The following is a 26,633-nucleotide window of genomic DNA, read 5'->3' as shown; positions in this document are numbered from 1 at the left end:
ATCTAGGAACGCAACTCCGCCAAGGTCGCACCGCCGACGATGCGGACGATGTTCCCGTCATGGTCGCTGTCGGTCAGCTGCTGAGCGAGATCGTCCAAGTCGTCGACGTTGCCGTACTTCGCCCGCAGAAGCGTCCACATGGCGTCGACGTGACCTTGCCTCCAGCCGTCCTCGAGGACCTGCTCGAGGACCTGCTCGAGGCCCTCCGAGAGCCGCAGCTCCAAGCTATGCGAAACACCCTTCGCGTAGATCTGAGCAAATCCCTTCCGCCAGCCCCGGCGAGCGATCTCGCGGCCCGCCTCTGATTGCTCGAGGATGTTGGTCATGCCCACCCTTCACCGGCATCGCAGTTGAAGTCGTCGAGGCACCCACGATCAGCGCGGAAAGCATCCACCGCCAATCTAGGAACGCAGCTCTTCCACCGTTACGTCAGCGACGATACGAGCGATGTTCTTGTCGTAGTCGCTCGCGGTCAGCCGCTGAGCAAGGTCGTCCAGGTCGTGGAGGTCGCCGTACTTCGCTCGCAAGAGCCTCCGCATGCCGTCGACTTGGCCCTTCCCGAAGATCTCGCGGCCTGACTCTGATTGCTCGAGGACGTCGTTCATGCCTCTCCCTCGCAATGCTTCGAGAAACTGCTCCGCCAGTGGGCCTCCCACGAGCATACCCAGCTCGATCTGCACCAATTGCTCCTCGAGCGGGCCGGTCACGGCGATGCGATCGACCACCCGTTCCGCCACGTCCGGCGGTGGTTCGTAGGACCACAACGCCAGCGGGGCCAGCGGGCCGGCCAGCAGCGCGCCGGGGTCCAGGTCGTCGGGGACGTTGACCGACCGGTAGTCGAGCTGGGCCTTGTCCTGAACTTCGACGTGGAAGATGTCGGTCGGCCTTTGCCGTGGCGGACCCCGAACACCTTGTCGCGCTGACGACTGCGTTGCCGCGGCTGCTCGGTCGGGCCGTCGAGAACCACCGTCCCACCGTCCAGCCGAGCGCCGCACAGCAAGTGCAGAGCCTCCCGCGGGTGGGCCTCCAGCAAAGCCTTGTACAGCCCGTTGAAGTCGCGGGTCGGCGCCGAACCATCGGTCACTGTTCCTCCCCTTCCGGCGGAGGACAGGATGCCTTGTGACACGACTACTAGTCAAGTGACGGGTTGTCGCGCGAAAAGCGAAGCGGCCACCGGTGCGGGTTGCACCGGTGGCCGCTTGCTTCAGATCGGATCAGGGGTAGGCGACGACGTTGCGCGGGGTGGTGTTGCCGGCCGGGTTGGGGACCGAGCCGCCGGTGTCGTTGACGACGTTGGCGATGGTGCCGACGTCGCCCAGGGAGACGGTGAGGACGCTGCGTAGCTGGACGCCGGCGCGGTTGGGCACCTCAAAGGCGCGGTCCACGCGGACGCTCGGGTTGACGTTGAAGTACGCGTACGAGCCGCCGCCCCAGAGCTGGTGGTCGGTCACGTTGTCGGCGACCTTGTAGGCGGCGTAGCCGTTGCCGCGGGGTCCGATCCAGGCCGCCTGGTTCGGCACGTCGTACGGCTTCTCGTTCTGGAAGAAGATCGTCTTGCCGCGGTTGCCGTTCCAGATCACTTCGTACTTCTGATAGTGCTCGACGAACAGACCGGTTGCCAGTACGTCGTCCCCGTTCACGATCAGGCCGGTGTCGCCGGTGTTGACCGTCCAGCCGGTGGGCGCGCCGCCGTGGTCGGCCCGCCAGGCCCAGATGTGGTCGATGATCGTGTCGTCGCTGTGCACGGCCAGAGTGGTGGTGGCCTTGCCCTGCACGCTGCTGCCGATGCGGAAGAACACGTCCTGGATGCTGGTCGGGTTGGCCGCGTGGTCGGTGTGGACGCCGGCCCGGCCGACGGTCATGAGCGTCGGGCTGTTGGTCGTCCCGGCGTCGAAGGTGATGCCGCTGATCTTGACCCCGTCGACGTCGGCGACGTTCAGGGCTTCGACCCCGCCGGTCGGGATCAGGGTCGGGTAGCCGATGCCGGTGACCACCGTGTTGGCCCGGGTGACCCGGATGGTGTCGTTGAGCGAGTAGGTGCCCGGGGTGAAGAACAGGTTGAGGCCCTGGGCCAGCGCCTGGTTGATCCGGGCCGCGCTGTCACCGGGCTTGGCGACGTAGAACTCGCGCATCGGGATCGAGGCGCCGGCGGTGTTGGGCCAGCTGGCGCCGGCCGAGTTGCGCCGCAGGGCGGGCACGAAGACGCGGTAGTTGGCCGAGCTGTCGATGTAGAGGAACGGCTTTTCCCGGGTGACCGGGGTGGTGGCCAGCGTGGTGTGCGGCGGGTTCGGGAAGGCGTTGCCCGGGGCGCCCTGGACGCCGGAGAAGACCATGTTCCAGACGCCGCCGTCCCAGCGCGCGACCCGGCTGTCGCGGGTGTACCACTGCTGCTGCGAGCCGGAGGAGACGACGCCGTCGACCACGGAGTCGGCCAGGTAGCCGCCGCTGGAGTAGCCCTGCCCGTTGTCCTGGTTGGACGGGGCCAGGGTCAGGTTGCCCTTGATGTGCACGCGGCGCATGGGGGCGGCCTGCGAGACGGCCCACCGGTTGGTGCCACCCTCGGGCACGATGGACAGGTTCTCCATGCTGCGCCAGAAGTTCTGGGTCGCGTTCTTCTCGTCGCCGTAGTTCCAGCCGGAATCCACGTTGACCGCGCCGTTGATCGTCACGTCGTCGGGGTTGATGCCGAGACCGGCCACCGTGGTGTAGAAACCGACGTTGGCCCAGACCCGGCCGTACGTACCCGGCTTGAACAGGAACACGTGGCGCTGGGTGCCGAACTGCGCGGTCGGGCTGCGCAGCTGCGCGTTGAACGCCTGGTCGACCGCCGACTGGATGGTCGACGCGGCCGTGCCGGGATCGAAGATCCGCACGTTGGGCCCGAAGTCGGGCCGGTCCGAGGTCGGCAGGGCCGGCCCGGTCGGGGTGGGCGTGGGCGTCGTCGGGGTGACGCTGTTGCCGAAGACCTGGAACTCCCAGAGCGAGTAGCCGTACGGGGTGGCCCGGGTCGTGCCGTTCATCCGCACGTACCGGCCGCTGCCGGAGACGGTGAGGGTCTGCTCGCCGGCCCGGCCGGTCGTGACCGGGCTGATGTTCGTCCAGGCGGTGCCGTTGGCCGACGTCTGGATGGTGAAGGCCGAGGCGTACGCGGCCTCCCAGTTCAGCACGACGCGGCTGATCGTCTGGGTGCTGCCCAGGTCGACCTGCAGCCACTGCGGGTCGGCGAACGTGCTGGACCAGCGGGTGCCGGCGTTACCGTCGACCGCGGCCGAGGCCGGGAAGGCGGCGCTCTCGACGGACGAGGCGGTGGCCGGCCGGCCCTGCGAGAGCGGCACTTCGGCGGCGCTGGCGTTCGTGGCGACCGCGACGAAAGTGACGCCGAGGCCCGCGGCGAGGACGGCGCTGAGCGCGACCAGCCCGCGGCGTCTCGGTTTCTGCGGAGGAGGGGAGGTCAGTGTCGGGGATGTCATGAGCCTGCCTTCTCGGGGCGAGGGTGCCGCGCGTCCGTTGGGGACGGACGAACGGCGAAAGGGGGAGATGACCGTGCCGCGCTTTCGGGAGAGCGCTTTCTGGATTGTTACTTCCACGTTGCGACGCGTCAATATCCCGGCAACAAAGGACCCTCTGACCTGCCCCTTCGACTCAGATTCACGTCAATGGCGAGGGTCGATCGGCCACAAATTGTGAAAAGCATTCGACGAGAAAACCGTTATCGCACGCGATAAGGGTGGTTGGTCCGTATCAGGCGGATCACCGTGATACACCTCGCAACACTTGCCTCTGACGTCAACGTGAGGTTCTACCGTGGCGGCATGCAGATCAACGGCAGGAAAGTTCTCGTGACCGGCGCCAACCGCGGTCTCGGCAAGGCCTTCGCCGAGGCCCTTCTGGCTCGCGGCGCCACCACCGTCTACGCCACCGCCCGCCGCCCCGAGCTCATCGACATCCCGGGCGTCGTCCCCCTGCGGCTGGACCTCACCGACCAGGCCTCGATCGACGCCGCGGCGGCCGAGGTCGGCGACCTCGACATCCTGATCAACAACGCCGGCATCTCGACCGAGGCCCCGCTACTCGGCCCCTCCACCGACAACATCCGCCGCGAGTTCGAGACCAACTTCTGGGGCACCCTCGCCGTCACCCGCGCCTTCGCGCCCCGGCTGGCCGGCGGCGCCATCCTCAACGTCATCTCGGCGCTGAGCTGGTACGCCTTCGCCCCCGCGAGCAACGGCTACGCCGCCTCCAAGGCCGCGGAATGGTCGCTCACCAACGGCGTTCGGCTCGAGCTGGCCGACCAGCAGACCCAGGTCACCGCCCTGGCCCTGGCCATCGCGGACACCGACATGATGGCCGCCTACGACATCCCCAAGCTCGCACCGCACGCGGTGGTCGCCCAGGCTCTGGACGGGCTGGAAGCGGGCAAGCTCGAGGTGATCGCGGACGCCCCCACCGCCAACGTCAAGGCCTCCCTCGCCGGCGACCCCGCCCTCTTCTACGCCGACATCCCGGCCGCCCTGTTCGGCTGACCCAGCACCCCAGAGCCGGCCGGGGGCCGAAGAGGGCCGCGGGCGAAAGAAGGCCGCGGGCTAAAGAAGGCCGCGGACCAAAGACGGCTGACCGGGTCAGACGTGGGCCGGGGCGAAGCGCACCCCAGTGAGCTGCTCCGAGACCGTCCACAGGCGACGCGCCACGTCGGCGTCGCGGGCGGCCCGGGAGCGCCTGACCAGCTCGGGAGCGCCCCGCCCCTCGAGGAAGCCGCTCGGCCCGGCGTAGCTGTTGCCCGGAACATCGGCCACGGCGGCGTACAGGGTGGGCAGGGCGCCGTCGTCCTCGCTCTGCGCCAGCCACCGCACGAGCGGGCGCTGCATCGCGGCCATCCAGCCCGGCACGCCCTGGTGGTGCAGCAGGTTGGTGCTGGCCAGCCCGGGGTGGGCGGCGTTGGCCAGCACCGGCGAGCCGGCCGCGGTGAGGCGGCGCTGCAGCTCGGCCGTGAACAGCAGGTTGGCTAGCTTCGACTGCCCGTAGGCGGCCATCGGGCGGTACCGCCGCCGCTCCCAGTTGAGGTCGTCGAAGTCGATCTTTCCCGCCCGGTGGCCGCCCGACGAGACCGTGACCACGCGCCCGCGTATCCGCGGCAGCAGCAGGTTGGTCAGCGCGAAGTGCCCCAGGTGGTTGGTGCCGAACTGCAGCTCGAACCCGTCGGCGGTGCGGCCCAGCGGCGGCACCATCAGGCCGGCGTTGTTGATCAGCAGGTCGATCGGCTCGTCGAAGGTGTCGGCGAATTGGCGTACGGAGGTCAGGTCGCCCAGGTCGAGGCGGTGAACCACGGTTTCCCCGGTCATGGTCGCCGCGGCGGCCCGGCCCTTGGCGATGTCACGCACAGCCAGCACGACCCGGGCGCCGCGGGCGGCCATGGCTTTGGCCGCGGAGCGCCCGATGCCGCTGTTGGCCCCCGTGATGACGACGGTGCGCCCGATCTGCGGAGGCAGGGTGGCGAACGAGAAAGTAGGCATGAGCAACAATGTAGGCGCTGACAACAATGTCGTCAATGCCAACAACCGGCTAGGCTGTGGTCGTGCCGCCCTATCACCACGGACAACTCCGCACGGCCCTGCTCGAGGCCGCCGAGCGCAGCCTGCGCGAGAACGGCGAGGAGCAGCTCTCGCTGCGCGAACTGGCTCGCGAGATCGGCGTCAGCCACGCCGCGCCCCGCCGGCACTTCCCCGACCGGCAGTCCCTGCTCTACGCGCTGGCCGAGACCGGGTTCGCGCGGCTCGACGAGCAGTTGCGGGCGGCGGTGGCCGCGGCCGGCGAGGGCTATGTGCCGCAGCTGCGCGCGACCGTGAAGGCGTACATCACCTTCGCGACCGACGACGCGGCCCTGCTCGAGCTGATGTTCAGCAGCAAGCACCGGCCCGGCGCCGAGCAGGTGGTGGCGGCGGCCGAGCCGGCCTTCACGCTGTTGTACGGGCTGATCGTGCGCGGTCAGGCCGAGGGCCGGCTGGCCGCGGGTGATCCCGAGCGCATCGGGCTGGTCATGTTCGCCACCATGCAGGGCATCGCCACGCTGATCAACACCGGGCTGGCCCGGCCCGAACTGCTCGACGACCTCGTGGAGACGGCCGTCGAGCAGTTCGTCGGGAACGTCAAGGCGTCCAGCGTACGTTCGGGTTGACCCGCCCGTTCCAGTCGAAAATGGCCATGTTGTCCCAGCCGTCGCCGGTGCCGTTGATGTTCGCCGGGTCCCAGCCGTTGCCCTTGATGGCGTACCAGGTCGGCTCCCAGTAGAAGACGCCGACCGCCCCGGCGTTGCGGGCCGTGTTCTGCACCCAGGTGAACTGCTGCGCCTGCCCGGCCCAGGTGGCCGGGATGTTGTCGCACAGCACGGTGCCGGGGATCGAGTTGGGTTCGTTGTCGGCGTCGGCCGTCGTGAACTGGTACGCCGTCTCGGCGATCACCACGGGCTTGCCATAGCGCGTACGAGCGTCCGTGATCACGTTGTAGAGGTTGGCCAATGTGCCGTGCCACATGCAGTAGTACGACAGCGCCGTGACGTCCCAAGGCACGCCCTGCGCCTTGATGCCGTCGTAGAACCAGCGCATGTTGGCCATGCTGTCGGCGTCGGCCACGTGCACCCACACCTGGGTCGCGCTGTGGCACGACTTGGTCGCGTTGTAGCCCTGCTTGAGCAGCGAGGCCAGCGGCGCGAAGTTGTTGTTCACGACCTGGCCGCGCGGCCACAGCATCCCGACGTTGATCTCGTTGCCGATCTGAACGCTGTCGGGAGTGGTGCCCTGCGACTTAAGTGCGGTGCAGACGTCGTACGTGTAATTGAAGACGTCACTCTGCAGCTGGGTCAGCGAGTGCGAGGCCCAGGCTGCGGGCGGGTACTGCTTGCCCGGGTCGGCCCACGTGTCGGAGTAGTGGAAGTCGATCAGCAGCTTGAGGCCCTTGGCCTTGATGGCCCGCGCCTGCTGCAGCACCGTGGCCTTGTTGTTGTAGCCGCTGGCCGGGTTGTTCCAGATGCGCAGGCGGGCGTAGTTGACGCCGGCCGACTTGAGGATGTCGTACGGGTCGGCCGCGTTGCCCGCGGCGTTGTAGTACTTGCCGCCGAGGTCGAGCGTGCGCTGCAGCGACGAGACGTCGGCGCCGCGCATGCTCAGCGTGTTGGCGGCGTGGGCGGGAGCGGCCAGGCCTGCTGTGGTCGCCAGGACGGCGGCGACCACGGCAGCGCAGGCGCGCAGGGACAGTTTCATATGGCTCCCTCGCGAGGGGGTGAGCCGGCGACGGTGGAGACGCCGGTGTGGAGCCGTTTCGTCAGCCCGAGCGGGGAAGACCCGGGGTGGAGCGGCCGGCCTGGAAAGTCAGGCCGGGGAGGATTCGCGCACGACCAGCGAGGTCGGCACGGTGATGGAGAGCGGGGTGCGCCCGGCGATCACATCGGTGAGCAGCCGGACCATTTCCTCGGCGACGCGGTCGAGCGGATGCCGCACGGTGGTGAGCGGCGGTTCGGTGGTGGCGGCCAGGCCGGAGTCGTCGAAGCCGACCACCCGGACGTCGCCGGGCACGTCCCGCCCGGCCTCGCGCAGCACCCGCAGCGCCCCCTCGGCCATGGCGTCCGAGGCAGCGAACACCGCGTCGAGGTCGGGCGCCTGGGCGAGCAATTGCCGCATGGCGGCCGCCCCGGCGTCCCGGCTCCAGTCGCCGTGGGCGATCAGGCCGGGCTCGATGGTGAAGCCGTGCGCGATCAGCGCGTCGTGGTAGCCCTGCAACCGGTCGACGCCGCCGCCCGTGTCCTGCGGCCCGGTGATCGTCGCGATGCGGGTGCGGCCGGCCGCGATCAGATGCTCGACCGCCGAGCGCCCGCCGTTACGGTCGTCGGCCATGACCGAGCTGATCACCTGCTCGTACCCGAGAACCCGGCCGCAGGCGACGATCGGCACTTCGGCCCGTACGAGTTGACCGAGCAGCGGATCGCCGGAGTGCGGGGATACCAGCAGAACACCGTCGACGTGCCCGCCGGAGAGGTAGGCGATCGTGCGGCTGCGCTCGACCGGCGTCGACGCGATCATGAGGATCAGCGTGAGCTCACGGTCGGAGAGCGCCTGGGCCACCCCGCGCAGCAGCACCGAGAAGTTCGGGTCCTCGAACAGCAGGTGCTGGGGCTCGGTGAGCAGGAACGCTATCGATCCGGAGCGACCCGTGGCCAGGGACCGGGCATGCGGGTTGGCCGTGTAGCCCGTACGGGAGATGGCGTCGGTGACCGCGCGGACCGCCTCGGGGCTGACCCAGTCGCGGCCGTTGAGGACGCGGGAGACGGTGGCGTAAGAGACCCCGGCCTCGCGCGCGACGTCGCGGATGGTGGGCCGCTTACGCCCTGGTGAGGGCGATGTCGGCACGATGGGGATCATAGCCGTCATGCTGGGCCCCAGTTGGCAAGCCCTCTTGGCCCTACGCCCGCTTCGCCCGCTCCGGTGCAATCGGTCATGCCTTCACCGCACCCGCGCCGAGGTCGACCCGCCAATACCGCTGCAGAGTCAGGAACAGGACGACGAGCGGGACGATCGACAGCAACGCCCCGGTGACGACCGACGTGTACATGGCCGGCTGGGTGGCGCCCTGGTTGAGCAGGCCGCTGAGGCCGACGGTGACCGGGAACAATCTGTCGTCGCCCAGCATGATGAACGGCAGCATGTAGTTGTTCCAGATGGCCACGAACTGGAACAGGAAAACGGTCACCAGCCCCGAGCGCATCATCGGCAACGCCACGCGGTAGAAGGCGCGCCAATCGCTGGCGCCGTCCATCCGGGCCGCCTCGAGCACTTCGGTCGGCACGGTCGCGGCCGCGAAAATCCGGCACAGATAGATCCCGTACGGGCTGATGAAGCTCGGCAGCAGCACGGCCCAATAGGTGTTGGTCATCCCGACCTTGGCCAGCAGCAGGTATTGCGGAACGGCCAGAATGACGGCCGGCACCAGCACCCCGGCCAGCACCAGATTGAAGGCCAGCCCCTTGCCGCGGAAGTCGTACTTGGCCATGGCGAACCCGGCCATCGCGCTGACGAGAGTCGAAACGGCCGCTCCCCCGCCCGCGAAAATCGCCGAGTTCACCATCCAGCGCCAGTAGAGGCCGTCGCGATAGCTGTTCAGGAAAGCGATGTTGTCGAACAGGTGGGTGCTGGGCGCGAAGGTGAACGTGTTGAACAGCTCGCTCGCGCTCTTGGTCGACGCGATCAGCACCCACAGCACGGGCAGCAGACAATAGGCAGCGCCCAGCAGAAGCAGCACGGTGGCGGTCGGGCTGGTGTTCCTCTTCGGCGCCGGAGCCGGTTGAACGACCGGCGGGTGCTCGGTCAGAGTCGTTACGGCCATGGCTCAGTTCTCCTGGCTGAAGGCCCGCGAGCCGACGATTTTGAGGAAGCCGTACGAGATGACGAACGTCGCGGCCGCGATGATCACTGAGGTCGCCGCCGCGGAGTAGATGTCATTTCGTACGAAGGCATCTCGATAGACCTTCATGAGGGGTGTCCACGTGGTCGAAATGGTGTTGCTGAGCGGCCGCAACGTCATCGGCTCGGCGAACACCTGCAGGGTGGCGATCAGAGAGAACAGGAATGTCATGACCAACGACGGCCCGATCACCGGAATCTTGATGCGCAAAGCGATCTGAATGTCCGAGGCGCCGTCGATCCGGGCCGCCTCGAACAAGTCGGTCGGAATGGCCCGCAACGCCGTGTAGAGCACGATCATGTTGAAGCCGGTGCCGCCCCAGATCGCGATGTTGGCCACCGCGTAGAGCACCCAGCCCGAGCTGAGCGCGTCGGGCGCGGTGATGCCCACGCCCGACAACACGTCGACGATCGGGCTGACCCGCGGCAGATAGAGGAAGCCCCACAGCAGCGAGGCGATCACCGCGGGCACGGCGTACGGCAGGAAGATCGCGGTGCGGGTGAAGGTGCCCACCCGGGTGCGCCCGGCGTCGAGCAGCAGGGCCAGCACCAGCGCCAGCCCGAGCATGCAGGGAACCACGATCAGCCCGTACGCCCCCACGCGCAACACACTCGGCACGAACTCCGGGTCGGTCAGCGAGCGGCCGTAGTTGCTCAGCCCCGCCCACACCTCACTGCGGGCGCCGGCCCCCAGGCCGAGGCCGCTGACCTTGACCCGGCGCAGGCTCAGGTAGCCGGCGTAGCCGATCGGCGCGGCCAGGAAAGCCGCGAACAGCACCAGCGCCGGGGTCAGGAACAGGTACGGCGCGCTCGACTTCCTCATGAGGCGACGGTGAATCCGGCGTTCTTCAGGTCACCCACCGTGGCCTGCTGGATGGTGTCGAGCGCGGCGCCGAACTGGGCCGCCTTCTTCGACTCGGCGGCCTTGCCGAAGGCGTCGTTGTAGGAGCTGTACGCCACGTTGACGTTCGGACCGTACGTGAAGGGTTTGGTGATCTTGCCGGCCTCGGCCGCGAGAGCGTAGAAATCGGTCTGGTTGCTGAAGAACGCGGGCGGCTCGGTCAGCGCGACGCTGGTGGCGTCGTTGGCGGCCGGGTAGACGTTGGCCGTGCCGGCCAGGGCCTTGATCGCGGCCGGGTCGGTGTTGAGCCACTTCACGAATTCGGCGGCCTGGGCCTTGTGCTTGCTCTGCGAGGTGACGCTGGTGGCCGACCCGCCCCAGTTGCCGTTGGCGGGCGCCGCGGCGTCCCAGTTCGGCAGCAGGGCCGTCTTCCACTTGCCCTTGGTCGAGGCCGCGTTCCCTTCCAGGACGCCGGGACCCCACACCGCGCCGAGCCAGCCGACCTGCGTGCCGTCGTTGAGGGCGGCGTTCCATTCCGGCGTGTACATCGGCTTGTTGTCGATGACGCCCTCCTGCACCAGGCCACCCCAGTAGTCGGCGACCTTCTTGGTGGCGGCGTCGTTCACGGCCACCGTCCACGACTCGCCTTGCACGCCCCACCACGAGGCGCCGGCCTGCTGCGACAGCCCGGCGAACCAGCCCGGGTCGTTGGACGAGAACGTGCCGAGGTACTGCTTCGGGTTCGCCTGGTGAATCTTGCGGGCCGCCGCGGCGTACTCGTCCCAGGTCTTCGGCACGGCCACCCCGGCCTTGTCGAAGACGTCGGAGCGGTAGAAGAACATCATCGGGCCCGAGTCCTGCGGCACGCCGTAGACGGCCTCGCCGCCCAGGGTGACCGAGTTCCAGGCCGACTCGGGGAACTTGGCCTTGAGGTCGCCGGCCTCCTTGGCGATGTCGGCCACGGCGTCCGCGGCGACCAGCGTCGGGATCTTCTGGTACTCGGCCTGCATGACGTCGGGGGCGCCGCTGCCGGCCTTGATCGCGGTGAGCAGCTTGGCCACGGCCGGGTCGCCGCCGTCCTGCTTGTTCACGGTGACCTGGATGTTCGGGTGCGCCGCGTTCCAGCCCTGGACGACCTTGTCCATGTTCGGGGCCCAGCTCCAGTAGGTGAGCGCGACCTTCTCGTTCGGGTCGGCCTGGCCGGCGGAGTCGTCGCCGTCGTCGCTGCTGCAAGCGGTGGCCGTCAGTATCAGCGCCGCGGCGAGCACCCCGGCGAATGTCCTCTTCATCGTTGCTCCTTGGTGGCGCGCGTCACTCGAATGGACCTGTGACCGGTTACAGTGCTGCGCGCTTTCATGATTGTCAAGGTCTTGCGTCCTGCCCGTTACAGCGCGGTATCGTGCGAGCTCAGCAAGCTGTGACCGGTTACAGGGGGCATCGTTGTTGTTTGTCGAACACCGCCCGTGGTCCGAGCCCGAGCGCCGGCCGCGGATGAGCAACGACGAGGACGTACGGCCGGGAGTCGCCCTGACCAGCCGGCACCTCACGCTCGGCGGCCGGCCGGTCGTCCCGGTCTCGGGCGAGCTGCACTACAGCCGGGTGCCGCGCCACCGCTGGGCCGAGCGCCTGCGCCAGATGCGCGCCGGCGGGGTCACGGTGGTGGCCAGCTACGTCTTCTGGCTGCACCACGTTCCGGAACGCGGGAAGCCCCGCTTCGACGGCAACCTGGACGTCTGCGCGTTCATCGAGGAAGTGCGCGCGGCCGGGCTCGAAATGGTGCTGCGCATCGGGCCGTGGTGCCACGGCGAGTCCCGGAACGGCGGGTTCCCGGATTGGGTTCAGCAGGCGCCGGTCGCGCACCGCACCGACGACCCGGCCTATCTGGCGCTGGTCGAGGAATGGTTCGGGCAGCTGGCCGGTGCGCTCGGCTCTGGCGAGCTGCTGGGCATCCAGCTCGAGAATGAGCTCTACGACCAGCCCGGGCACTTGCTGACTCTGAAAAGGCTGGCCCGGGCGGCCGGCCTGTCGGCACCATTGTGGACGGCGACCGCGTGGGGCGGCGCCGACTTGCCGGCCGATGAGGTTCTGCCGCTTTACGGCGGCTACGGCGACGGCTTCTGGGTCGACGCGGACGCCCCGTGGGATCCCACTTTCCGCGACCACTATTTCTTCTCGCACGTCTGGGACGACCCCGGCATCGGCGCCGATGTGCGGCGGCTGCACGAGGCCCGATTGAGTGCGCCCCAGCCACGTACGCCGTCGCCTTTGTTTCCCCCGGCCACCTGCGAACTGAGCGGCGGAATGGGCACCGCCTACCACCGCCGGCCGTGGCCCCGAGGCTTGGACGTGGCCACGATCGCCCACTGCAAACTCGGCAACGGCTCGGCCTGGCAGGGTTATTACATGTACGCCGGTGGAACCAATCCGCCCGGCGCGCAGGAATCGCACGCCACGGGTTACCCGAACGACATGCAACGCCGCGGCTACGACTTCCACGCCCCCATCGGCGAAGCCGGCCTCCTCGGCGAAAGCCACGCTCTTCTGCGCCGGCAGCACGCTTTCCTGGCCGCCTTCGGCGACCGGCTAGCCGAAATGCCGTCGACCCTTCCCGCCCTACGCCCGGACGGCGTGGACGACACGTCGACGCTCCGCCACGCGCTGCGCAGCGACGGCGACAGCGGCTTCCTGTTCATCGCCTGGCACCAGCCGCATTTCCCGTTACCCACGTATCGGCAGGCGCAATTCCGGATCGAGCTCGACGCGGTGACGCTCGTCCTGCCCCCGGTCGACGTCCCACCCGGAACACTCGCCTGCTGGCCGCTGCGCCTGCGCCTGGGCGGCGCACTTCTCGACTGGGCCACCGCCTCGGTCCTCACCGTGCTGCCCGGCGACATCCCGACGCTCGTGCTGGTCGCTTCCCCCGGCATCGACGTCGCCTATTCAGTGAACGGCGAGGCGTCGACCGTCACGCCCGGTTTCGAGCCCGTACGGCTGCCCGGCCTCGATCTGCTGATCCTGCCCGCCTCAACGGCCGACGCGATCTGGGTCGACTCCCGCCGCCGCCTGCTGCTCTCCGACGACGAATTGCGCTGGGGCCCGGACGGCCGAATCGAGGCGCTGTCGACCGGCTCCCCTTCGGTGCAGGTCTACTCGTCCGGCCAGTTCCACCCGCTGCCCCTCTCCTCCAGCGCCGTCGGCTTCACCGCACCGGCCACCTTCACCCAGGTGCGCCCGCCCGCAGCGACGGTCCCCGTGGCGTACGGCAAATTCGACGGCCGCCAGTCCGCCCCCTCCCCCGAAGCATTCGACGACCTGGCCGCGATCTACCGCATCGAGCTCCCCACCACCACCGACCTAGACGTCCACCTGCACATCGATTGGGCAGGCGACGTAGCCGAACTACGAGTGAACGGCCAAACCGCCACCGACCGCTTCTGGGACGGCTCCCCCTGGCTGGTAAACCTGCGCGACGCCGGCTGGCACCCCGGCGCCGATCTGACCCTGCACCTGCTCCCCCTGGCCGCAGGCTCCACAGTGTCCCTCCCCGCGGAGGCCCGAAACCGCCTGCTCGCAGCCGACGGTCAACTGCTGGACCTCACCTCAGTACGGCTGGTCGCCCGCCAAACCGCCCACGAAGTCACCGACCACTGAACGTCCAGAGCGGCGCCATTCCTCGACTGGGCTCGTGCGTTCTCCGTTCGGCATATCGACCTCGCCCTGCCGGGACGCAGCCCAGACGGATACGCGAGGTCGCCGACGAGTCGACAGGGCGCACGGCGTCCGCGCAACGACGTGGACCTTGACGTGCCCTCACTGGCACCAGATCGGGTGGCGGCTGCTCACTTATGCCAGATGCTCGACTCCGGCGCGGTCACCGCATTGGATGCGCTTGTCTGGACGCGGGAGGTCCAGGCGCCGGCATGACTGCCGGGGACGAGCCGGTGCCCCGATGAACACCGCCGACCCTCTTTGTCGCAGCCGCCGCCGACCTGCTCGTCGGGGGCGGGAAGCCGCCATCACTCTCCGGGGAGTCAGCGCCGCGATCGGTGTCTCCCACAACGTCCCTTACAAGCACCGCCGCGCGAGGCGGCCCGCTGACGACCGCCGCGGCGGGAAGCTCGGCGCCTTCACCGCCATCGTCAAGGACAGCCAAGCACCCGGCGTCCTGCCCGACGGCTCAGGTGGGCTTGGTGTCGGTGGCGGTCAGTGGGGTGGCCAGGTCTTCCAGGCTCTTCTGCTCGGCCTTGACGCCGAGGACGGCCTCGACCAGGCCGGCCGCGATCATCAGGGACGCGCCGATCGCGAAGGCCAGCACCGTGTCGCCGACCTGGCCGGTGCCGACCAATTCGGCGAAGAGGAGGGGGCCGGTGATGCCGCCGGCGGCGGTGCCGACGGCGTAGAAGAAGGCGATGGCCAGGGCTCGGGTCTCCATGGGGAAGATCTCGGAGACCGTCAGGTACGCCGAGCTGGCGCCGGCCGAGGCGAAGAACAGGACCACGCACCAGCACGCCGTCATGGTCACCGCGTTGAGCACGCCGGCGCTGAACAGCCAGGCCGTCACGAGCAGCAGGATGCCGGACAGGACGTAGGTGCCGGTGATCATGATCTTGCGGCCTAGGGAGTCGAAGAAGCGGGCCAGCAGCAGCGGGCCGAAGAGGTTGCCCACGGCGATCACCGCGAAGTAGTAGCCCGTGCTGCCCGGCGGGACGTCGAAGAACGTCTGCAGGATCTGGGCGTACCCGAAGGTGATGGCGTTGTAGAGGAACGCCTGACCGATGAAGAGCGACAGGCCCAGCGCCGACCGCTTCGGGTAGTTCTTGACCAGCGTACGAGCGATCTCGCCGAAGCCGATCGTGCGGCGCTGATGAATGGTGATGTACTTGTCGGCCGGCTCGAGCGAACCCCCGACCGTCTTCTCGACGTCGTCGACCAGCTTCTCGGCCTCGTCGCCGCGGCCGTGGATGAACAGCCAGCGCGGGCTCTCGGGCACGTGGCGGCGGACCAGCAGGATGACGAAGCCGAGCACCACGCCCAGCCCGAACGCGACCCGCCAGCCCCAACTGACCGGCAGCGCGGTCAGGATCGGGACCGTGAGCAGGGCGCCGAACGCGGCCCCGGCCCAGTAGGTGCCGTTGATGACGATGTCGATCCGGCCCCGGTACTTGGCCGGGATCAGCTCGTCGATGGCCGAGTTGATGGCCGCGTACTCGCCGCCGATGCCGGCGCCGGTCACGAAACGGAAGATGAAGAACCACCACGCGTCGAAACTGAGCGCGGTCATCGCCGTACCGAACAGATAGACGGCCAACGTGAGGATGAACAGTTTCTTGCGGCCGAAGCGGTCGGTCAGCCAGCCGAAGAAGAGCGCGCCGAAACAGGCGCCGAGCACGTAGATCGCCGCGCCCAGGCCGGTGACCTGGCTCTGGGTGATGTCCAGGCCGCTGCCGGGCTCGGCCAGGCGGCCCGACAGGTTGCCGACGATGGTGACTTCGAGACCGTCGAGGATCCACACTGTGCCGAGACCGATGACGATCATCCAGTGCCAGCGTGCCCAGGGCAGGCGGTCGAGCCTGGCCGGCACATTCGTGCGCACTTCTGCCATGCGCGCCGATCTACCCCAGCCCATCGACGATAACCGTCGGCGGGGCGGCGGGAAGGGGTTTTCCTCGTGCCGCGTGGGGAAACAATCAACGCCGAGGGCCTCCACAGTGTTGATACTCACGGCATAATCGGCCTGGTCAGGGTGCTCTACTAAGTGAGACACCGAGCACCGAGGGAGTGGTAATGCAGCGGCATCGGGTGGCAGTGATCGGGGCCGGCTTCGGGGGCCTGTTCGCGATCAGGGCGCTGCGCAACGCACCGGTCGACATCACACTCATCAACGGCACGGCCTACCACTTGTTCCAGCCCCTGCTCTACCAGGTGGCCACGGGCGTGCTCTCCGAGGGCGAGATCGCTCCGCCCATCCGTGAGGTGCTCAAGCGGCAGGACAACGTCGACGTCAAGCTCGGCTGGGCTCAGCACGTCGACACGGAGAACAAGGTCATCTCCGTGCACGGCCCGAGCATCGACTACACGGTCGAGTACGACACGCTCATCGTCGCCGCGGGCGCCTCGCAGTCCTACTTCGGCAACGACCAGTTCAGCGAGTTCGCGCCCGGCATGAAGAGCATCGACGACGCTCTCGAGCTGCGGGCCCGCATCTTCGGCGCCTTCGAGATCGCCGACCTGCAGACCGACCCCGAGGCGCAGGAGCGCTGGCTGACCTTCGTGGTCGTCGGCGCCGGCCCCACCGGGGTCGAGATGGCCGGTCAGATCGCCGAGCTGGCCCATCGCAACCTGCCCGGGCAGTACAAGCACATCGACCCCCGCAAGGCCCGCATCATCCTCATCGACGCGGTCGGCGCCGTGCTCAACACCTTCGGCGACCACCTCTCCACCCGGGCGCTGCGCCAGCTGCACCTGATGGGGGTCGAGGTCGAGCTCAACACCAAGGTGGTCGACGTCGACCTGACCGGCATCGAGGTCGAGTCCGAGCGCGGTCACCAGCGCATCCCGTCGATGACGAAGGTGTGGGCGGCCGGCGTGCAGGCCCCGGCGCTGGCGCGGCAGGTGGCCGAGTCGGCCGGCGCCGAGACCGACCGGGCGGGCCGGATCATGGTCAACCCCGACCTCACCGTCCCGGGCCACCCCGAGATCTTCGCGCTGGGCGACATGATGAACCTGGCCGGCCCCGACGGGCGCCCGCTGCCGGGTGTGGCCCAGGTGGCCATCCAGGGCGGCAACTACGCGGCCAAGGTGATCGAGAAGCGGCTGCGCAACAAGCCCGCGCCCGACCCCTTCAAGTACTTCGACAAGGGCAGCATGGCCACGATCTCGCGGTTCTCCGCGGTGGCCAGCGTCGGCAAGTTCCGCCTGTCCGGCTTCTTCGCCTGGATCATGTGGCTGGTCGTGCACGTCTTCTACCTGGTCGGCTTCAAGAACAGGTTCACGACGGTGGTGCACTGGGCGGTCAGCTTCCTGGGCCGCGGCCGCTCCGAGCGGGTGGCGACCGAGCAGCAGGCCTTCGCCCGGCGGGCCATGAAAGAGTACGGCGACCCGTACCAGTTGGTGCGCGCGGCCGAAGAGGCCGAAGCGCTGAAGGCCGCCGACCCGGTGCCCACCGAGAAGCACCCGTCCGAGCCGACGACGTACGCCGAGAAGGCCACCGCCGCCAAGTGACGACTCAGCGGGGGCAGACGGTCGCCCAGACCATCTTGCCCTCGCGGGTCGGCAACGCGCCCCACGCCGCCGACGCGGCCTGAACGATCCGCAATCCCTGGCCGCGGGTGTCCCACAGGCTGCTCGGCGGCTCGTCCGTCTGGTCGATCATCACCGGCATGCGCGGATCGCCGTCGCACACCATCAGGTGCAGGGCGGCGCTGCGGCGCGTCACGATCACCGCGATCGGCGTGCGGGCGTGCTCGACAGCGTTGCTGGCCAGCTCGCTCATGACCAGGCGGGCCGGATAAAGAACTTCGGGCAGCCCCCACGCGCCGCACGCGTCGGTGACCAGATTGCGGGCCAGAGCCGGCGCGTCCGGATGGGGCGGCAGGCTGAGCCGCAGGCGATCGGTGACGGGCCCGCCCGCGGCCACGGCGGCCTCGGCGCCCGCCCGGTCACCGAAGACCGGCAGGAAGTACGACCCACCCATGCGCACGAGCCGCCCGTTGAGCGCGGTGCGCGGGGACAGGCAGGCCGCCACCCGGACCGGCGGCTGCATGGCGGCGGCCACGCGCGAGACGGTCAGCCAGGTCGAGGCGCCGGCGGCGTGCCGGTCCTGGCAGTCGCAGAGGTCGAGGATCAGCGCGGCCGGATGCTCGCCGAGCACCTTGCGCACCGCCACGAACGCGTCACTGCGCAGCGCGTTTCCCCAGATGCCGCGCACGGTGACGACCGTGACGGCGGTGTCGGCGTCCGCCGTCACGACCACGCCCGCGGCGTCGTCGCGGTCACCGGGGCGGACCAACGTATGGCGCGATCCCATGCTCGGCCAACGAACAGTGTCCATAAGCGGCCACGGCTACCCGCCGAACAGATCACCATGCGCGAATATCGGCGTTTCACCCGATAGTGTCGCTCGACTCCGGCGGCAGCAGTTCGCCCGAGATCGCCCGGTACGGCGGCCACTCCGGCATGCCCAGCTGGTCGACGCCCACCGGGTCGGCCAGGGCCCGGTCGATCGCCGCCCGCAGCCGGTTCTGCTCCTCGGCCGGGTTCTGATACCAGGCCACCGACCAGATCCGGTGCATGTGCCAGCCCAGCGCGCGCAGCTCCTCGTCGCGCAGACGGTCCCGGTCGCGGGTGGACGGGATCGCCTGGTACTCGGGGCCGTCGAACTCGATGCCGATGGCGAACACGTCGTTGTCCTGGTCCGGGTGCAGCACGGCGAGGTCGATCCAGTGCCCGGCGGCGCCCACCCTCCGGCGTACGGAATAACCCCAGGACTCCAGGCTGGTGAGAACGGCTTCCTCGAACGGCAGAACGCCGTCGCGGTCGCTCCCGTCGCGGCCGAGCGTGGCTGCGGCCCTCTCGGCGTACTCCAAATAGGCCTTGAGATGACGGACGGACTCGTTGCCCATGTCGGGCACGTCGCCGGACCGGATCGACGAGACCACCTCGACGCGCTGGCAGGCCCGGGTGATGGCGACGTTGAGCCGGCGCCAGCCCTGCGGCCGGTTGAGCGACCCGAAGTTGGTGCTGATCTTGTCGTTCTCGTCATAGCCGTAACCGATCGACAGAATGATCACGTCGCGCACGTCGCCCTGAACGGCCTCCAGGCTCTTGCAGAAGAAGCCGGTCAGCCGGTCCGGGTCGTCCAGGTGATGTTCCAGATCGGGGCGCTCGGCCATGGCCCGGCGCACCGCCTCGTCGACCGCGTCGGCCTGCGCCACCGAGAGCGTGACCACGCCCAGCGTCTGGCCGGGCCGGGTGGCGTAGTGGTGCAGCACGCGCTCGGCCACCGCGTCCGCCTCGATCGGGTTGTCCGACGTCGTCTGGCGCCGGTACACGCCGTCGACCAGGAACATCTCGACGCCGTGGTCGGGCTCCTGGGGATAGCTGCGGGTCAGCCCGACCAGCCGGCCGTGGTAGTAGGCGAGGTCGGCGAACGCGAACAACGCCTCGTGCCGGCTGCGGTGGTGCCAGCCCAGGTGCAGGATCGGGAACGTCTCGCGGGCCAGGTCGAGGATGGACGGGAAGTCGACGACGTCGTCCTCGACCCGGTCGTAGAACGAGGTCGGCGGTAGCTGCCGGTCGTCGCCCACCACCACCAGCGCGTCGCCGCGGTAGATGCAGTTGATCGCGTCGGCCGTGGTCACCTGGGACGCCTCGTCGAAGACGACCGTGTCGAACTCCATCTCGGGCGGCAGGTAGCGGCTCACCGCCAGCGGCGACATCAGGAAGCAGGGCTTGAGGCCCTGGGCCGCGTGCCGGGCCTGCGCCAGCAGTTCCTGTACGGGCAGGTGGCCGGACTGCTTGTTCCCCTCGCGCCGGATCACGCCGGGCTCGCCCGCGGCGGAGGCCGACGGTCGCCGCGCCTCCACGGCGTACACGATGTCGGCCAGCGCAGCCCCGTTGAGCTCGCGGTCGAGCAGGCGGTAGACGTCGACCAGGTGCGTACGATCCTCGGCCGACGTCGGCTGCAGGCCCGGGTCGTCCCGGATGACCGCGTCGGCCCACCCGCGCAGCAGGGCCCGTTCGAGCACCGGCCACACCTGCTCGATCGGGATCTCCTCGTCGGCGCAGAACTCCAGCGCGTCGTCCAGGCCGTGCTCGACCAGCACCCGGCGGGCGTCCTCGTGCCGGAACCACTCGTGCTGGCCCTCCGGGTCGTGCAGCAGCTCGACCAGCAGGTCGCGGGCGTTGTCGTAATCGCCCAGCCGCTCGGTCAGCTCGCCGTGCCGCTCCGGGCCGAACGCGTCCAGCACCTGCGCCCGCGCGGTCTCCCAGCCGGCCACCGTCGCCCCGAGCCCCTCGGTGGGCTGAGCCACCATCAGCGCGTGGGCCTGCTCGGTCGTCATCGGCGCATCCTCGCCGGTGGTCAGCCGCCGGGCGTGCACCGTCCACGCGACGACCTCGTTCATCGCCTCGTCGTCGGTCTTGGCGCCCCGGTAGACCGAGCCCAGCACGGCCGCGTGGGCGGCGGCCTCGGCCCAGATCGCCTCCTCGGCGTCGGTGGCCGCCCGGCGCTGCTCGGCGATCTCCTTGGTCTCGGCCAGCGTGAGGTCGCGGCCGGTGGGCGCGCTGTACGACCGGATCATCTCGGCCGCCGCGTGCAGCGGGGCGATGTGCGCGCGCAGCCAGGTGACCGCGTCGGCGATGGCCCCCTCCCCCAGCTCGGGCCGGGGTGCGCGGGCCGGGGCCGGGCGCAGCGTGGTGCGGAAGCGGGTGAACTCGTCGCGGGCCTCGGTGACGATGCGCAGCAGGGCGCTGTTGGGCCGAGGCGCGCAGACGTGCACGGTGACCGCGGGCAGCGCCTCGGCCGGCACCTCGCGGATCACCTCGTCGGCCGTGTGCATCGCCTCCTGGATGGCGTGGAAGTCGGTGTCCAGGCCGTTCCAGTGCCGGCCCAGCTGCTCGGCGTACTCGGCCTCGGCCTCCTTCAGGTCCTCGACGGCCTGCTTCCAGGCGGCCGCGTCCTCGACATTGGCGATGGCCTGGGCCGGCTTCACGTCGGGCAGGGCCGCCTCGACCGCCTTCTGCTTGTCGCGCCGGTAGGGGCGCAGCAGCTTGCGCGGGCCCCGGTTGCGGGTGAGGCGGTCGGCCACCTCGGTGATCGGCTCCTCGAGCACCGCCTCGTCGAAGTGCCGGCGAGCTTGCGTCTCGGTCTCGCGTACGCGGTCAATGGCGAGACGCAGTGCGCGGACCGCAGCGTGCGCCGCCGGCATGCCGCCGGTCTCGAACCAGGCCGGCTCGGGCTTGTGCTCGCGGTTGATCAGGTCGGCGACGGCGATGACCCGGGCCGAGTCGGCGAACGTGACCACGTTGGGCAGCCCGAGGCGGGCGGTCACCCGGTCCAGGCTCTCCTGCCGGCTCTCGAGGCGGTCGGCCTCCTCGGCGAACTTGTTGGCCAGGTGGTCGGCCTGGGCGGCGTTCAGCGGGGCCAGGTCGATGGCCTCGGGCACCAGGTGCGACAAGTCGGGCACGGCCGAGAGGTCGTCGGCCGAGGGCAGCTCGGCCCACGGGATGCCGCCGTAGCGCAGCGCGGCCAGGTGGCGGGTGAGGTCGGCCGCCGCCTTCTGCACCGGCTGGATGCTGTCGACGGTCATCCAGTCCTCCTCAACCTTCGGCGGCCGCTTGCCCGCGTGGGCCGAGAGGGCGGCCAGCTTGGCCGCGCCGGACGGCTCGTGCAGGTCGAAGGCGTCGGCCAAGGTCGAGTTGGCGATGACCGTCTCGGCCAGTTTGCCCAGCGCGGTCATGGCCTGCCGCAGGCGAGCGTCGAGCGGCTCGCGGTCGATCGCGTGTTTCCATACGTACGTCTCACTGCGCACACGCCCGAGCCGGGCCACCGCGTCGCGCAACCGGTAGAGCGCGTCGCCGGTGAGCTCCTGCGGCGAGATGGAGGCGACCGGGGCCGCGGGCACGTCGAGCAGCCGCGCGCACAGGCCCAGCACCTCGAACAAACTGCGGCCGAGCGGCTGCCGGACCCGGTTCAAGGCTTCCGCGTACGCGGTGAGGGTCTCACGCCTCTCCCGGGCCGCACGCCGGTCGATCGGATCCATCGTGGCCAGCGGCACCGGGTCGGTGTCCAGCGCCGAGGCCAGCGCGCCGGCCACCTCGCGCCGCCCGACCAGGTCGCTGTGCAGGGCGAGCAGGTAGTTGCCGAGCCCGGCCTCGGTCAGCCGCCGCTGCACGGTGTCGAGCGCGGCCGCCTTCTCCGAGACGACGAGCACCCGCTTGCCCGCGTGCATCAGCCCGCCCACCATGTTGGCGATCGTCTGCGACTTGCCGGTGCCGGGCGGCCCGTCGAGCACGAAGCTGCGCCCGGCCACCGCCGCCGCGATGGCCACCCGCTGCGTGGCGTCGGCGTCCAGGATCAGCGGCACGTCCTCGGGCGGCGCGACCACGTCGATCCGCTCGGGCGGGGTCGGCTCGAAGGCGAAGGCACGGTCGGCGTCGCGGGTGGCCAGCGCCCGCACGACCGGGTGCTCGACGATGTGCGGCTCGTTCTCGTAGAGGTCGTAGTACATCGCCTCGCGGTGCACGCTGAGACAGCTCAACGTGACCGTCTCGTCGGCGTACCAGCCGCGCCGCTCCCCGATGGCCACGTCAATCTTGGCCCAGAGCACGGTGACGTCAAGCTCGGCCAGCGAGTTGATCTCCGGGATGTCGATGTCGAGCTCGCCCATCCGCACGACCAGCGCCGGGTTGACGATCGGGTCCTCGGGCCGGGCCACCAGCCGCGGGCCGGCCGCCTCGATCTGCACCGGGACGAGCAGAATCGGGCTCTCGTACGGGGTTCCGTCGTCGTCCGACCAGTGCAACATGCCAACGCCGAGGTAGAGCGGCGAGACGCCCCGGTCGAGCAGTTCCAGCCGGCTGCGCCGCCAGAAGTGGTGCAGCAGAGCGCCCAACTGCTCCTCGGGCAGCTCGGTGCGCAGGACGTGGGCCGTCGCCTCGCCCTCGTCATGGAAGGCGTACCCGCCGCCCTCCTGCAGCACCTTGACGATCGCCTTGGGCGACGGCCCGGTGATCTCGATCGACCCGGACGACGCACGGGCGAAGTTCAGCAGGGGGTTCGTGCCGGTCAGATCGACCAGGCCGGAACGCCAGCTCTCCAGGGCCGACCGCACGTCGGCACCGGGGAGCTCGCTTGAATCCGCTTCATGATCCGGCCACATGCCTCAATTTCAGCAAGACGGACGCCCGTTACGCTGGGGATTCGGCTACGTGCTTCAGGATATTTACGGCATAACGGTCTCGCAGGCGTTTAGGGCCGCGGCCGCGGACCCGGTGGCGCGCCGGTTTGACGCCCGCCGTCACGGTGCCGGTGAGGCGTCGCGAACCTCCCCGGCACACGATCGGTTCGTCAGGCGCTCAGCTTTCGTTCGTGATGGAGACCGGCGCCGCGGCGAAAGCCGCCGACAGGTCATCGGCCCGGCCCCGACGACCGCCGTTATCCACAATTGGAGCTCGTCCACAGAGCGGACGTGCAGCAGACGCCGAGACCGCCGATTTCCGCGACAATGGTTGCGGGGGCTTCCCCCAGGGAGGGTGGGCTCTGGCCGGGCAATCGCTGGCCCGGCGGTCCTTTCCATCTTCTCGAAGGCGGGTCGCGCTCGACTCCCAGCACGACGGAACCCCGACGCGACCAGCGGCAGGTCTGGCCGGCCGGTTACGGAACCGGGCCGCCCCTCACCCCCGGCCGGCGCCCTGACAGCCGAGGGCTGCCCTGTCGCATGCACCGCCCGATTCGCCATCGGCACGCTGGCTTCCGGCCACAGGGCACCGCAGACCGCCGCCCAGGTCTGCTCCCGGAAATAACCGGACGGCAGACCTGGGCGGCGGCTGTTCCCACTCAGGCGGCGTGCGCGTGCTCTTCGACGTCGCGGGGCTGCTCGGGGGCTTGCCGCTCGAGAGCTACGCCCTCGACGTCGACGACCGGGAGCCAGGACAGCCAGCGCGGCAGCCACCAGGCGGAGCGGCCGAGCAGGGCTATCGCCGCCGGGACGATGATCATGCGGACCACGATGGCGTCGAAGAGGATGCCAATGGCCAGGGCGAACGCGATCGGCTTGATCGTGTCGTTGCCCTCGGGGACGAAGCCGGCGAAGACCGAGAACATGATCGTCGCCGCCGCCACTACCACGGGAGCGGCCTGCTTGAAGCCGGTGACCACCGCGTCGATGGGCCGGGCGCCGTGGGCGTGGGCCTCGTGCATCCGCGACACCAGGAACACCTGGTAGTCCATGGCCAGGCCGAACAGGATGCCGACGATGATGATCGGGGCCAGGCTGAGCAGCGGGCCCGTCGTCTGCGCGTTGACCAGGTCGGAGAGCCAGCCCCACTGGAAGACCGCGGTGGTGGCGCCCAGCGCCGCGCCGATCGTGAGCAGGAAGCCGACCACGCCCACCACCGGCACGAGCAGCGACCGGAAGACCAGCACCAGCAGCACAAAGGCGAGGCCGACGACGAGGATCAGGTAGATCGGCAGCGCCTGGTCGAGCTTTTCCGAGACGTCGATGCTGACGGCCGTCTGCCCGGTCACGTAGACCTGCGCGTTCGGCCCGTCGGCGACGTCGTCGCGGATGGCGTGGACCAGGTCGAGCGTGGCCTGGTCCTCCGGGCCGGAGCCCGGGATGATCGTGATCAGGGCCGCGTTCTGCGCCTCGTTGACCTGGGGTTCGGCGACGAACGCGACGTCCTGGAGCCCGGCGATCTTCTCGCGCACCGTGGCCGCGTACGCCGGGGAACCGGAACCGTCGACCAGGACCAGCAGGGGTCCGGCGAAGCCGGGGCCGAAGCGCTCGCTGATGATCGCGTCGGCCTTCTCCTGCGTGCTGCCCTCGGCCGCCCGCTGGATGAGTGTGGTCTGCATCGAGAAGAACGGGATGGCGATCACGGCCAGCGCCGCCACCGCGACGATCAGGCTGAGCACCCGCTGGTGGGTGACCATGTGCGCCCAGCCGCGGTAGAAGCCCCGGTCCTTCTTCGGGCTCTCGACCGGGTTGCCGCGCTCCTTCTTCGGCAGCGCCCGCAGGCCGATCGCGCCCAGGAAGGCGGGCACCAGGGTGATCGCCACGAGCACGGCGAAGACGATCGTCGCGGCGGCGGCCAGGCCCATCTCGGTGAGGAACGGGATGCCGGCCACGGACAGGCCGCCCAGGGCGATCACCACGGTCAGGCCGGCGGTGACGACAGCCGAGCCGGCGGTGCCGACCGCGAGCGCGACCGCCTCGGGCACGGGCAGGCCGCGGCGCAGCTCTTGCCGGAAGCGGGTGACGATGAACAGCGCGTAGTCGATGCCGACGGCCAGGCCGAGCATCACGGCCAGGATCGGGGTGGTCGACTGCAGCTCGGTGAAGCCGCTCAGCGTGGTGATGCCGAGCGCGCCGATGGCCACGCCGGCCAGGGCGGTCAGCAGGTTCATGCCGGCCAGCACCAGCGACCCGTACGTGATGGCCAGCACCACCAGGGCCACGACCACACCGAGGATCTCACCGGCGCCGCCGATGTCGGCCCCCGACTCCTGGGTCGCCTCGCCGCGCGCCTCGATGATCAGGTTGGCCGAGCGGGACTCGTCGACCACCGCGGTCAGCGCCTCGCGCTCCTCGGCGGTGATCTCCGAGGCCTGCACGCCGTACGTGACTGTGCTGTACGCCGCCCGCTGATCCTGCGAGACAGTGGGCGCCTGCGGATCGAGCGGGTTGCTGGCCGAGACCACCCCCGGCAGCGTCTTCAGCTTGGCCACCACGGCCGCGACCTGGGCCGCACTGGCCTGGTCGGTGATCTTGCCGGTGCCCGGCGCCTCCATGACGACCTGGGCCGTGGCGCCGGACGAGGCGGCGCCGAAGCGCTGGTCCATCAGGTCGAGGGCCTTGGTCGACTCCTGCCCCGGGATGGAGAAGGAGTTGACCATCGTGCCCGAGAGGGTGGCGGCGCCGGCCCCGAGGGCGATCACGGCCACCAGCCAGGCCACCATGACCAGCGCCTTGTGGCGTACGGCCCCGAGGCCGAGACGATGCAGCAACGTTGCCATGTCAGTCCGATTCCTTACTGGTGGGGAGCCTCGCGCCCGTGGCCGAGCGCGTCGTAGCTGACGTCGATGAGGTCGTCGAGGGTGGCCGCCAGCGGCTTCTCGCGCAGGGCGACGCCGGCGACGGCCAGGGCGCCGAGGGCGCCGACCACGCGGACCGCGCGAATCGGGTCGGCCTCGGGGTCGACGGCGAAGGCCTCGAAAACCGGTTCGCCGATGCATTCCATGGCCGCGCCGAGTTCGTTCTCTTCGGTGCCGGCGAGCCCGCTGAGCAGCAGGGCCACCGTGCCGGGGCCCTCGGCGGCGAGCCGGGCGACACCGGTGATGACGGCACGGTCGCGCGCCGGGCCGGGCGGCAGATCGGCCACCTGATCGGCGACCGCGCGGATGTCCTGCAGCACGCGGTCGAGCACCGCCTGCTGCAGCGCCTCTTTGGTCGGGTAGCGGTGCAGCAGGCCCGTCTTCGAGTAGCCCACCGCGTCGGCGATGCGCTGGATCGACGTCTCTTTGAAGCCGTGGCGGGCGAACAGCGTCGCCGCCGCTTCCAGGATCTCGTCGTCTATCTGCTGCTTGGTCGGCCGCGGCATGGGGACCAGACTAGTCGGTTAGG

At 69.7% G+C, this 26,633-nt stretch carries 18 protein-coding genes; 4 read left to right on the top strand and 14 right to left on the bottom strand.

What is annotated here, in order from left to right; translation table 11 throughout:
- Positions 1-2: 2 nt before the first annotated feature.
- From OWR29_RS09990 to OWR29_RS09980, 3 genes are all read right to left on the bottom strand, one after another.
- Positions 3-326 (bottom strand): hypothetical protein, encoded by a 324-nt coding sequence (locus tag OWR29_RS09990; protein ID WP_267562312.1) that lies wholly within the window; start codon positions 324-326, stop codon positions 3-5.
- Positions 327-401: 75 nt separating this feature from the next.
- Positions 402-995: a hypothetical protein gene (locus OWR29_RS09985; protein ID WP_267562311.1), complete on the bottom strand. Its 594-nt coding sequence runs from the start codon at positions 993-995 to the stop codon at positions 402-404.
- Between the two features lie 219 nt (positions 996-1,214).
- Positions 1,215-3,470 (bottom strand): discoidin domain-containing protein, encoded by a 2,256-nt coding sequence (locus tag OWR29_RS09980; RefSeq protein WP_267562309.1) that lies wholly within the window; start codon positions 3,468-3,470, stop codon positions 1,215-1,217.
- Between the two features lie 342 nt (positions 3,471-3,812).
- Here OWR29_RS09980 and OWR29_RS09975 point away from each other — a divergent pair, with 342 nt between their 5' ends.
- Positions 3,813-4,523 carry an SDR family oxidoreductase gene (locus OWR29_RS09975; protein WP_267562308.1) on the top strand — a complete coding sequence of 237 codons (711 nt, stop codon included), beginning with the start codon at positions 3,813-3,815 and terminating at the stop codon, positions 4,521-4,523.
- A 96-nt stretch (positions 4,524-4,619) separates the two neighbouring features.
- On the opposite strand, the gene OWR29_RS09970 is transcribed toward OWR29_RS09975, so the two are convergent.
- Positions 4,620-5,510: an oxidoreductase gene (locus OWR29_RS09970; RefSeq protein ID WP_267562307.1), complete on the bottom strand. Its 891-nt coding sequence runs from the start codon at positions 5,508-5,510 to the stop codon at positions 4,620-4,622.
- Between the two features lie 62 nt (positions 5,511-5,572).
- On the opposite strand from OWR29_RS09970, the gene OWR29_RS09965 reads away from it, so the two are divergent.
- Positions 5,573-6,172 (top strand): TetR/AcrR family transcriptional regulator, encoded by a 600-nt coding sequence (locus tag OWR29_RS09965; RefSeq protein WP_267562306.1) that lies wholly within the window; start codon positions 5,573-5,575, stop codon positions 6,170-6,172.
- Here the strand turns inward: OWR29_RS09965 and OWR29_RS09960 are convergent.
- The 5 genes from OWR29_RS09960 to OWR29_RS09940 all read right to left on the bottom strand — a co-directional run bounded on the left by OWR29_RS09960 (position 6,144) and on the right by OWR29_RS09940 (position 11,576).
- Entirely contained in the window at positions 6,144-7,253 is a 1,110-nt protein-coding gene (locus tag OWR29_RS09960) for a glycoside hydrolase family 53 protein (RefSeq protein WP_267562305.1), read from the bottom strand. The two genes, OWR29_RS09965 and OWR29_RS09960, sit on opposite strands and share 29 nt — an antisense overlap.
- Positions 7,254-7,361: 108 nt before the next feature.
- Positions 7,362-8,396, bottom strand: a complete 1,035-nt coding sequence (locus tag OWR29_RS09955; protein ID WP_267562303.1) for a LacI family DNA-binding transcriptional regulator — start codon at positions 8,394-8,396, stop codon at positions 7,362-7,364.
- 85 nt (positions 8,397-8,481) lie between these two features.
- Positions 8,482-9,369 carry a carbohydrate ABC transporter permease gene (locus tag OWR29_RS09950; protein WP_267562302.1) on the bottom strand — a complete coding sequence of 296 codons (888 nt, stop codon included), beginning with the start codon at positions 9,367-9,369 and terminating at the stop codon, positions 8,482-8,484.
- Between the two features lie 3 nt (positions 9,370-9,372).
- The gene (locus OWR29_RS09945) at positions 9,373-10,269 is read right to left on the bottom strand and encodes a carbohydrate ABC transporter permease (protein ID WP_267562301.1); all 897 of its coding nucleotides are present in this window, start codon (positions 10,267-10,269) and stop codon (positions 9,373-9,375) included.
- Positions 10,266-11,576 (bottom strand): ABC transporter substrate-binding protein, encoded by a 1,311-nt coding sequence (locus OWR29_RS09940; protein WP_267562300.1) that lies wholly within the window; start codon positions 11,574-11,576, stop codon positions 10,266-10,268. Before OWR29_RS09940 ends, OWR29_RS09945 begins: the two co-directional genes overlap by 4 nt.
- Before the next feature lie 151 nt (positions 11,577-11,727).
- On the opposite strand from OWR29_RS09940, the gene OWR29_RS09935 reads away from it, so the two are divergent.
- Positions 11,728-13,938: a beta-galactosidase gene (locus OWR29_RS09935; protein ID WP_267562299.1), complete on the top strand. Its 2,211-nt coding sequence runs from the start codon at positions 11,728-11,730 to the stop codon at positions 13,936-13,938.
- Positions 13,939-14,464: 526 nt separating this feature from the next.
- Here OWR29_RS09935 and OWR29_RS09930 read toward each other — a convergent pair.
- Entirely contained in the window at positions 14,465-15,889 is a 1,425-nt protein-coding gene (locus OWR29_RS09930) for an MFS transporter (protein WP_267562298.1), read from the bottom strand.
- Positions 15,890-16,071: 182 nt separating this feature from the next.
- Between OWR29_RS09930 and OWR29_RS09925 the strand changes: the two genes are divergently transcribed.
- The gene (locus tag OWR29_RS09925) at positions 16,072-17,508 is read left to right on the top strand and encodes an NAD(P)/FAD-dependent oxidoreductase (protein ID WP_267562297.1); all 1,437 of its coding nucleotides are present in this window, start codon (positions 16,072-16,074) and stop codon (positions 17,506-17,508) included.
- 4 nt (positions 17,509-17,512) lie between these two features.
- Here OWR29_RS09925 and OWR29_RS09920 read toward each other — a convergent pair whose 3' ends face one another.
- From OWR29_RS09920 to OWR29_RS09905, 4 genes are all read right to left on the bottom strand, one after another.
- Positions 17,513-18,313, bottom strand: a complete 801-nt coding sequence (locus tag OWR29_RS09920; RefSeq protein WP_267562296.1) for an ATP-binding protein — start codon at positions 18,311-18,313, stop codon at positions 17,513-17,515.
- A gap of 76 nt (positions 18,314-18,389) precedes the next feature.
- Positions 18,390-23,120 (bottom strand): PDDEXK-like endonuclease domain-containing protein, encoded by a 4,731-nt coding sequence (locus tag OWR29_RS09915; protein ID WP_267562295.1) that lies wholly within the window; start codon positions 23,118-23,120, stop codon positions 18,390-18,392.
- Between the two features lie 725 nt (positions 23,121-23,845).
- Complete coding sequence (locus tag OWR29_RS09910; protein WP_267562293.1) at positions 23,846-26,026, bottom strand: MMPL family transporter; 2,181 nt, start codon at positions 26,024-26,026, stop codon at positions 23,846-23,848.
- 14 nt (positions 26,027-26,040) lie between these two features.
- Positions 26,041-26,610: a TetR/AcrR family transcriptional regulator gene (locus OWR29_RS09905; RefSeq protein ID WP_267562292.1), complete on the bottom strand. Its 570-nt coding sequence runs from the start codon at positions 26,608-26,610 to the stop codon at positions 26,041-26,043.
- Between the last annotated feature and the right edge of the window lie 23 nt (positions 26,611-26,633).

Origin of the sequence: Paractinoplanes pyxinae (genome assembly GCF_026626335.1) — a bacterium.
In the GTDB taxonomy this organism is placed as follows: Bacteria; Actinomycetota; Actinomycetes; order Mycobacteriales; family Micromonosporaceae; genus Actinoplanes; species Actinoplanes pyxinae.
This window is presented reverse-complemented; position numbering and strand designations above follow the sequence as displayed.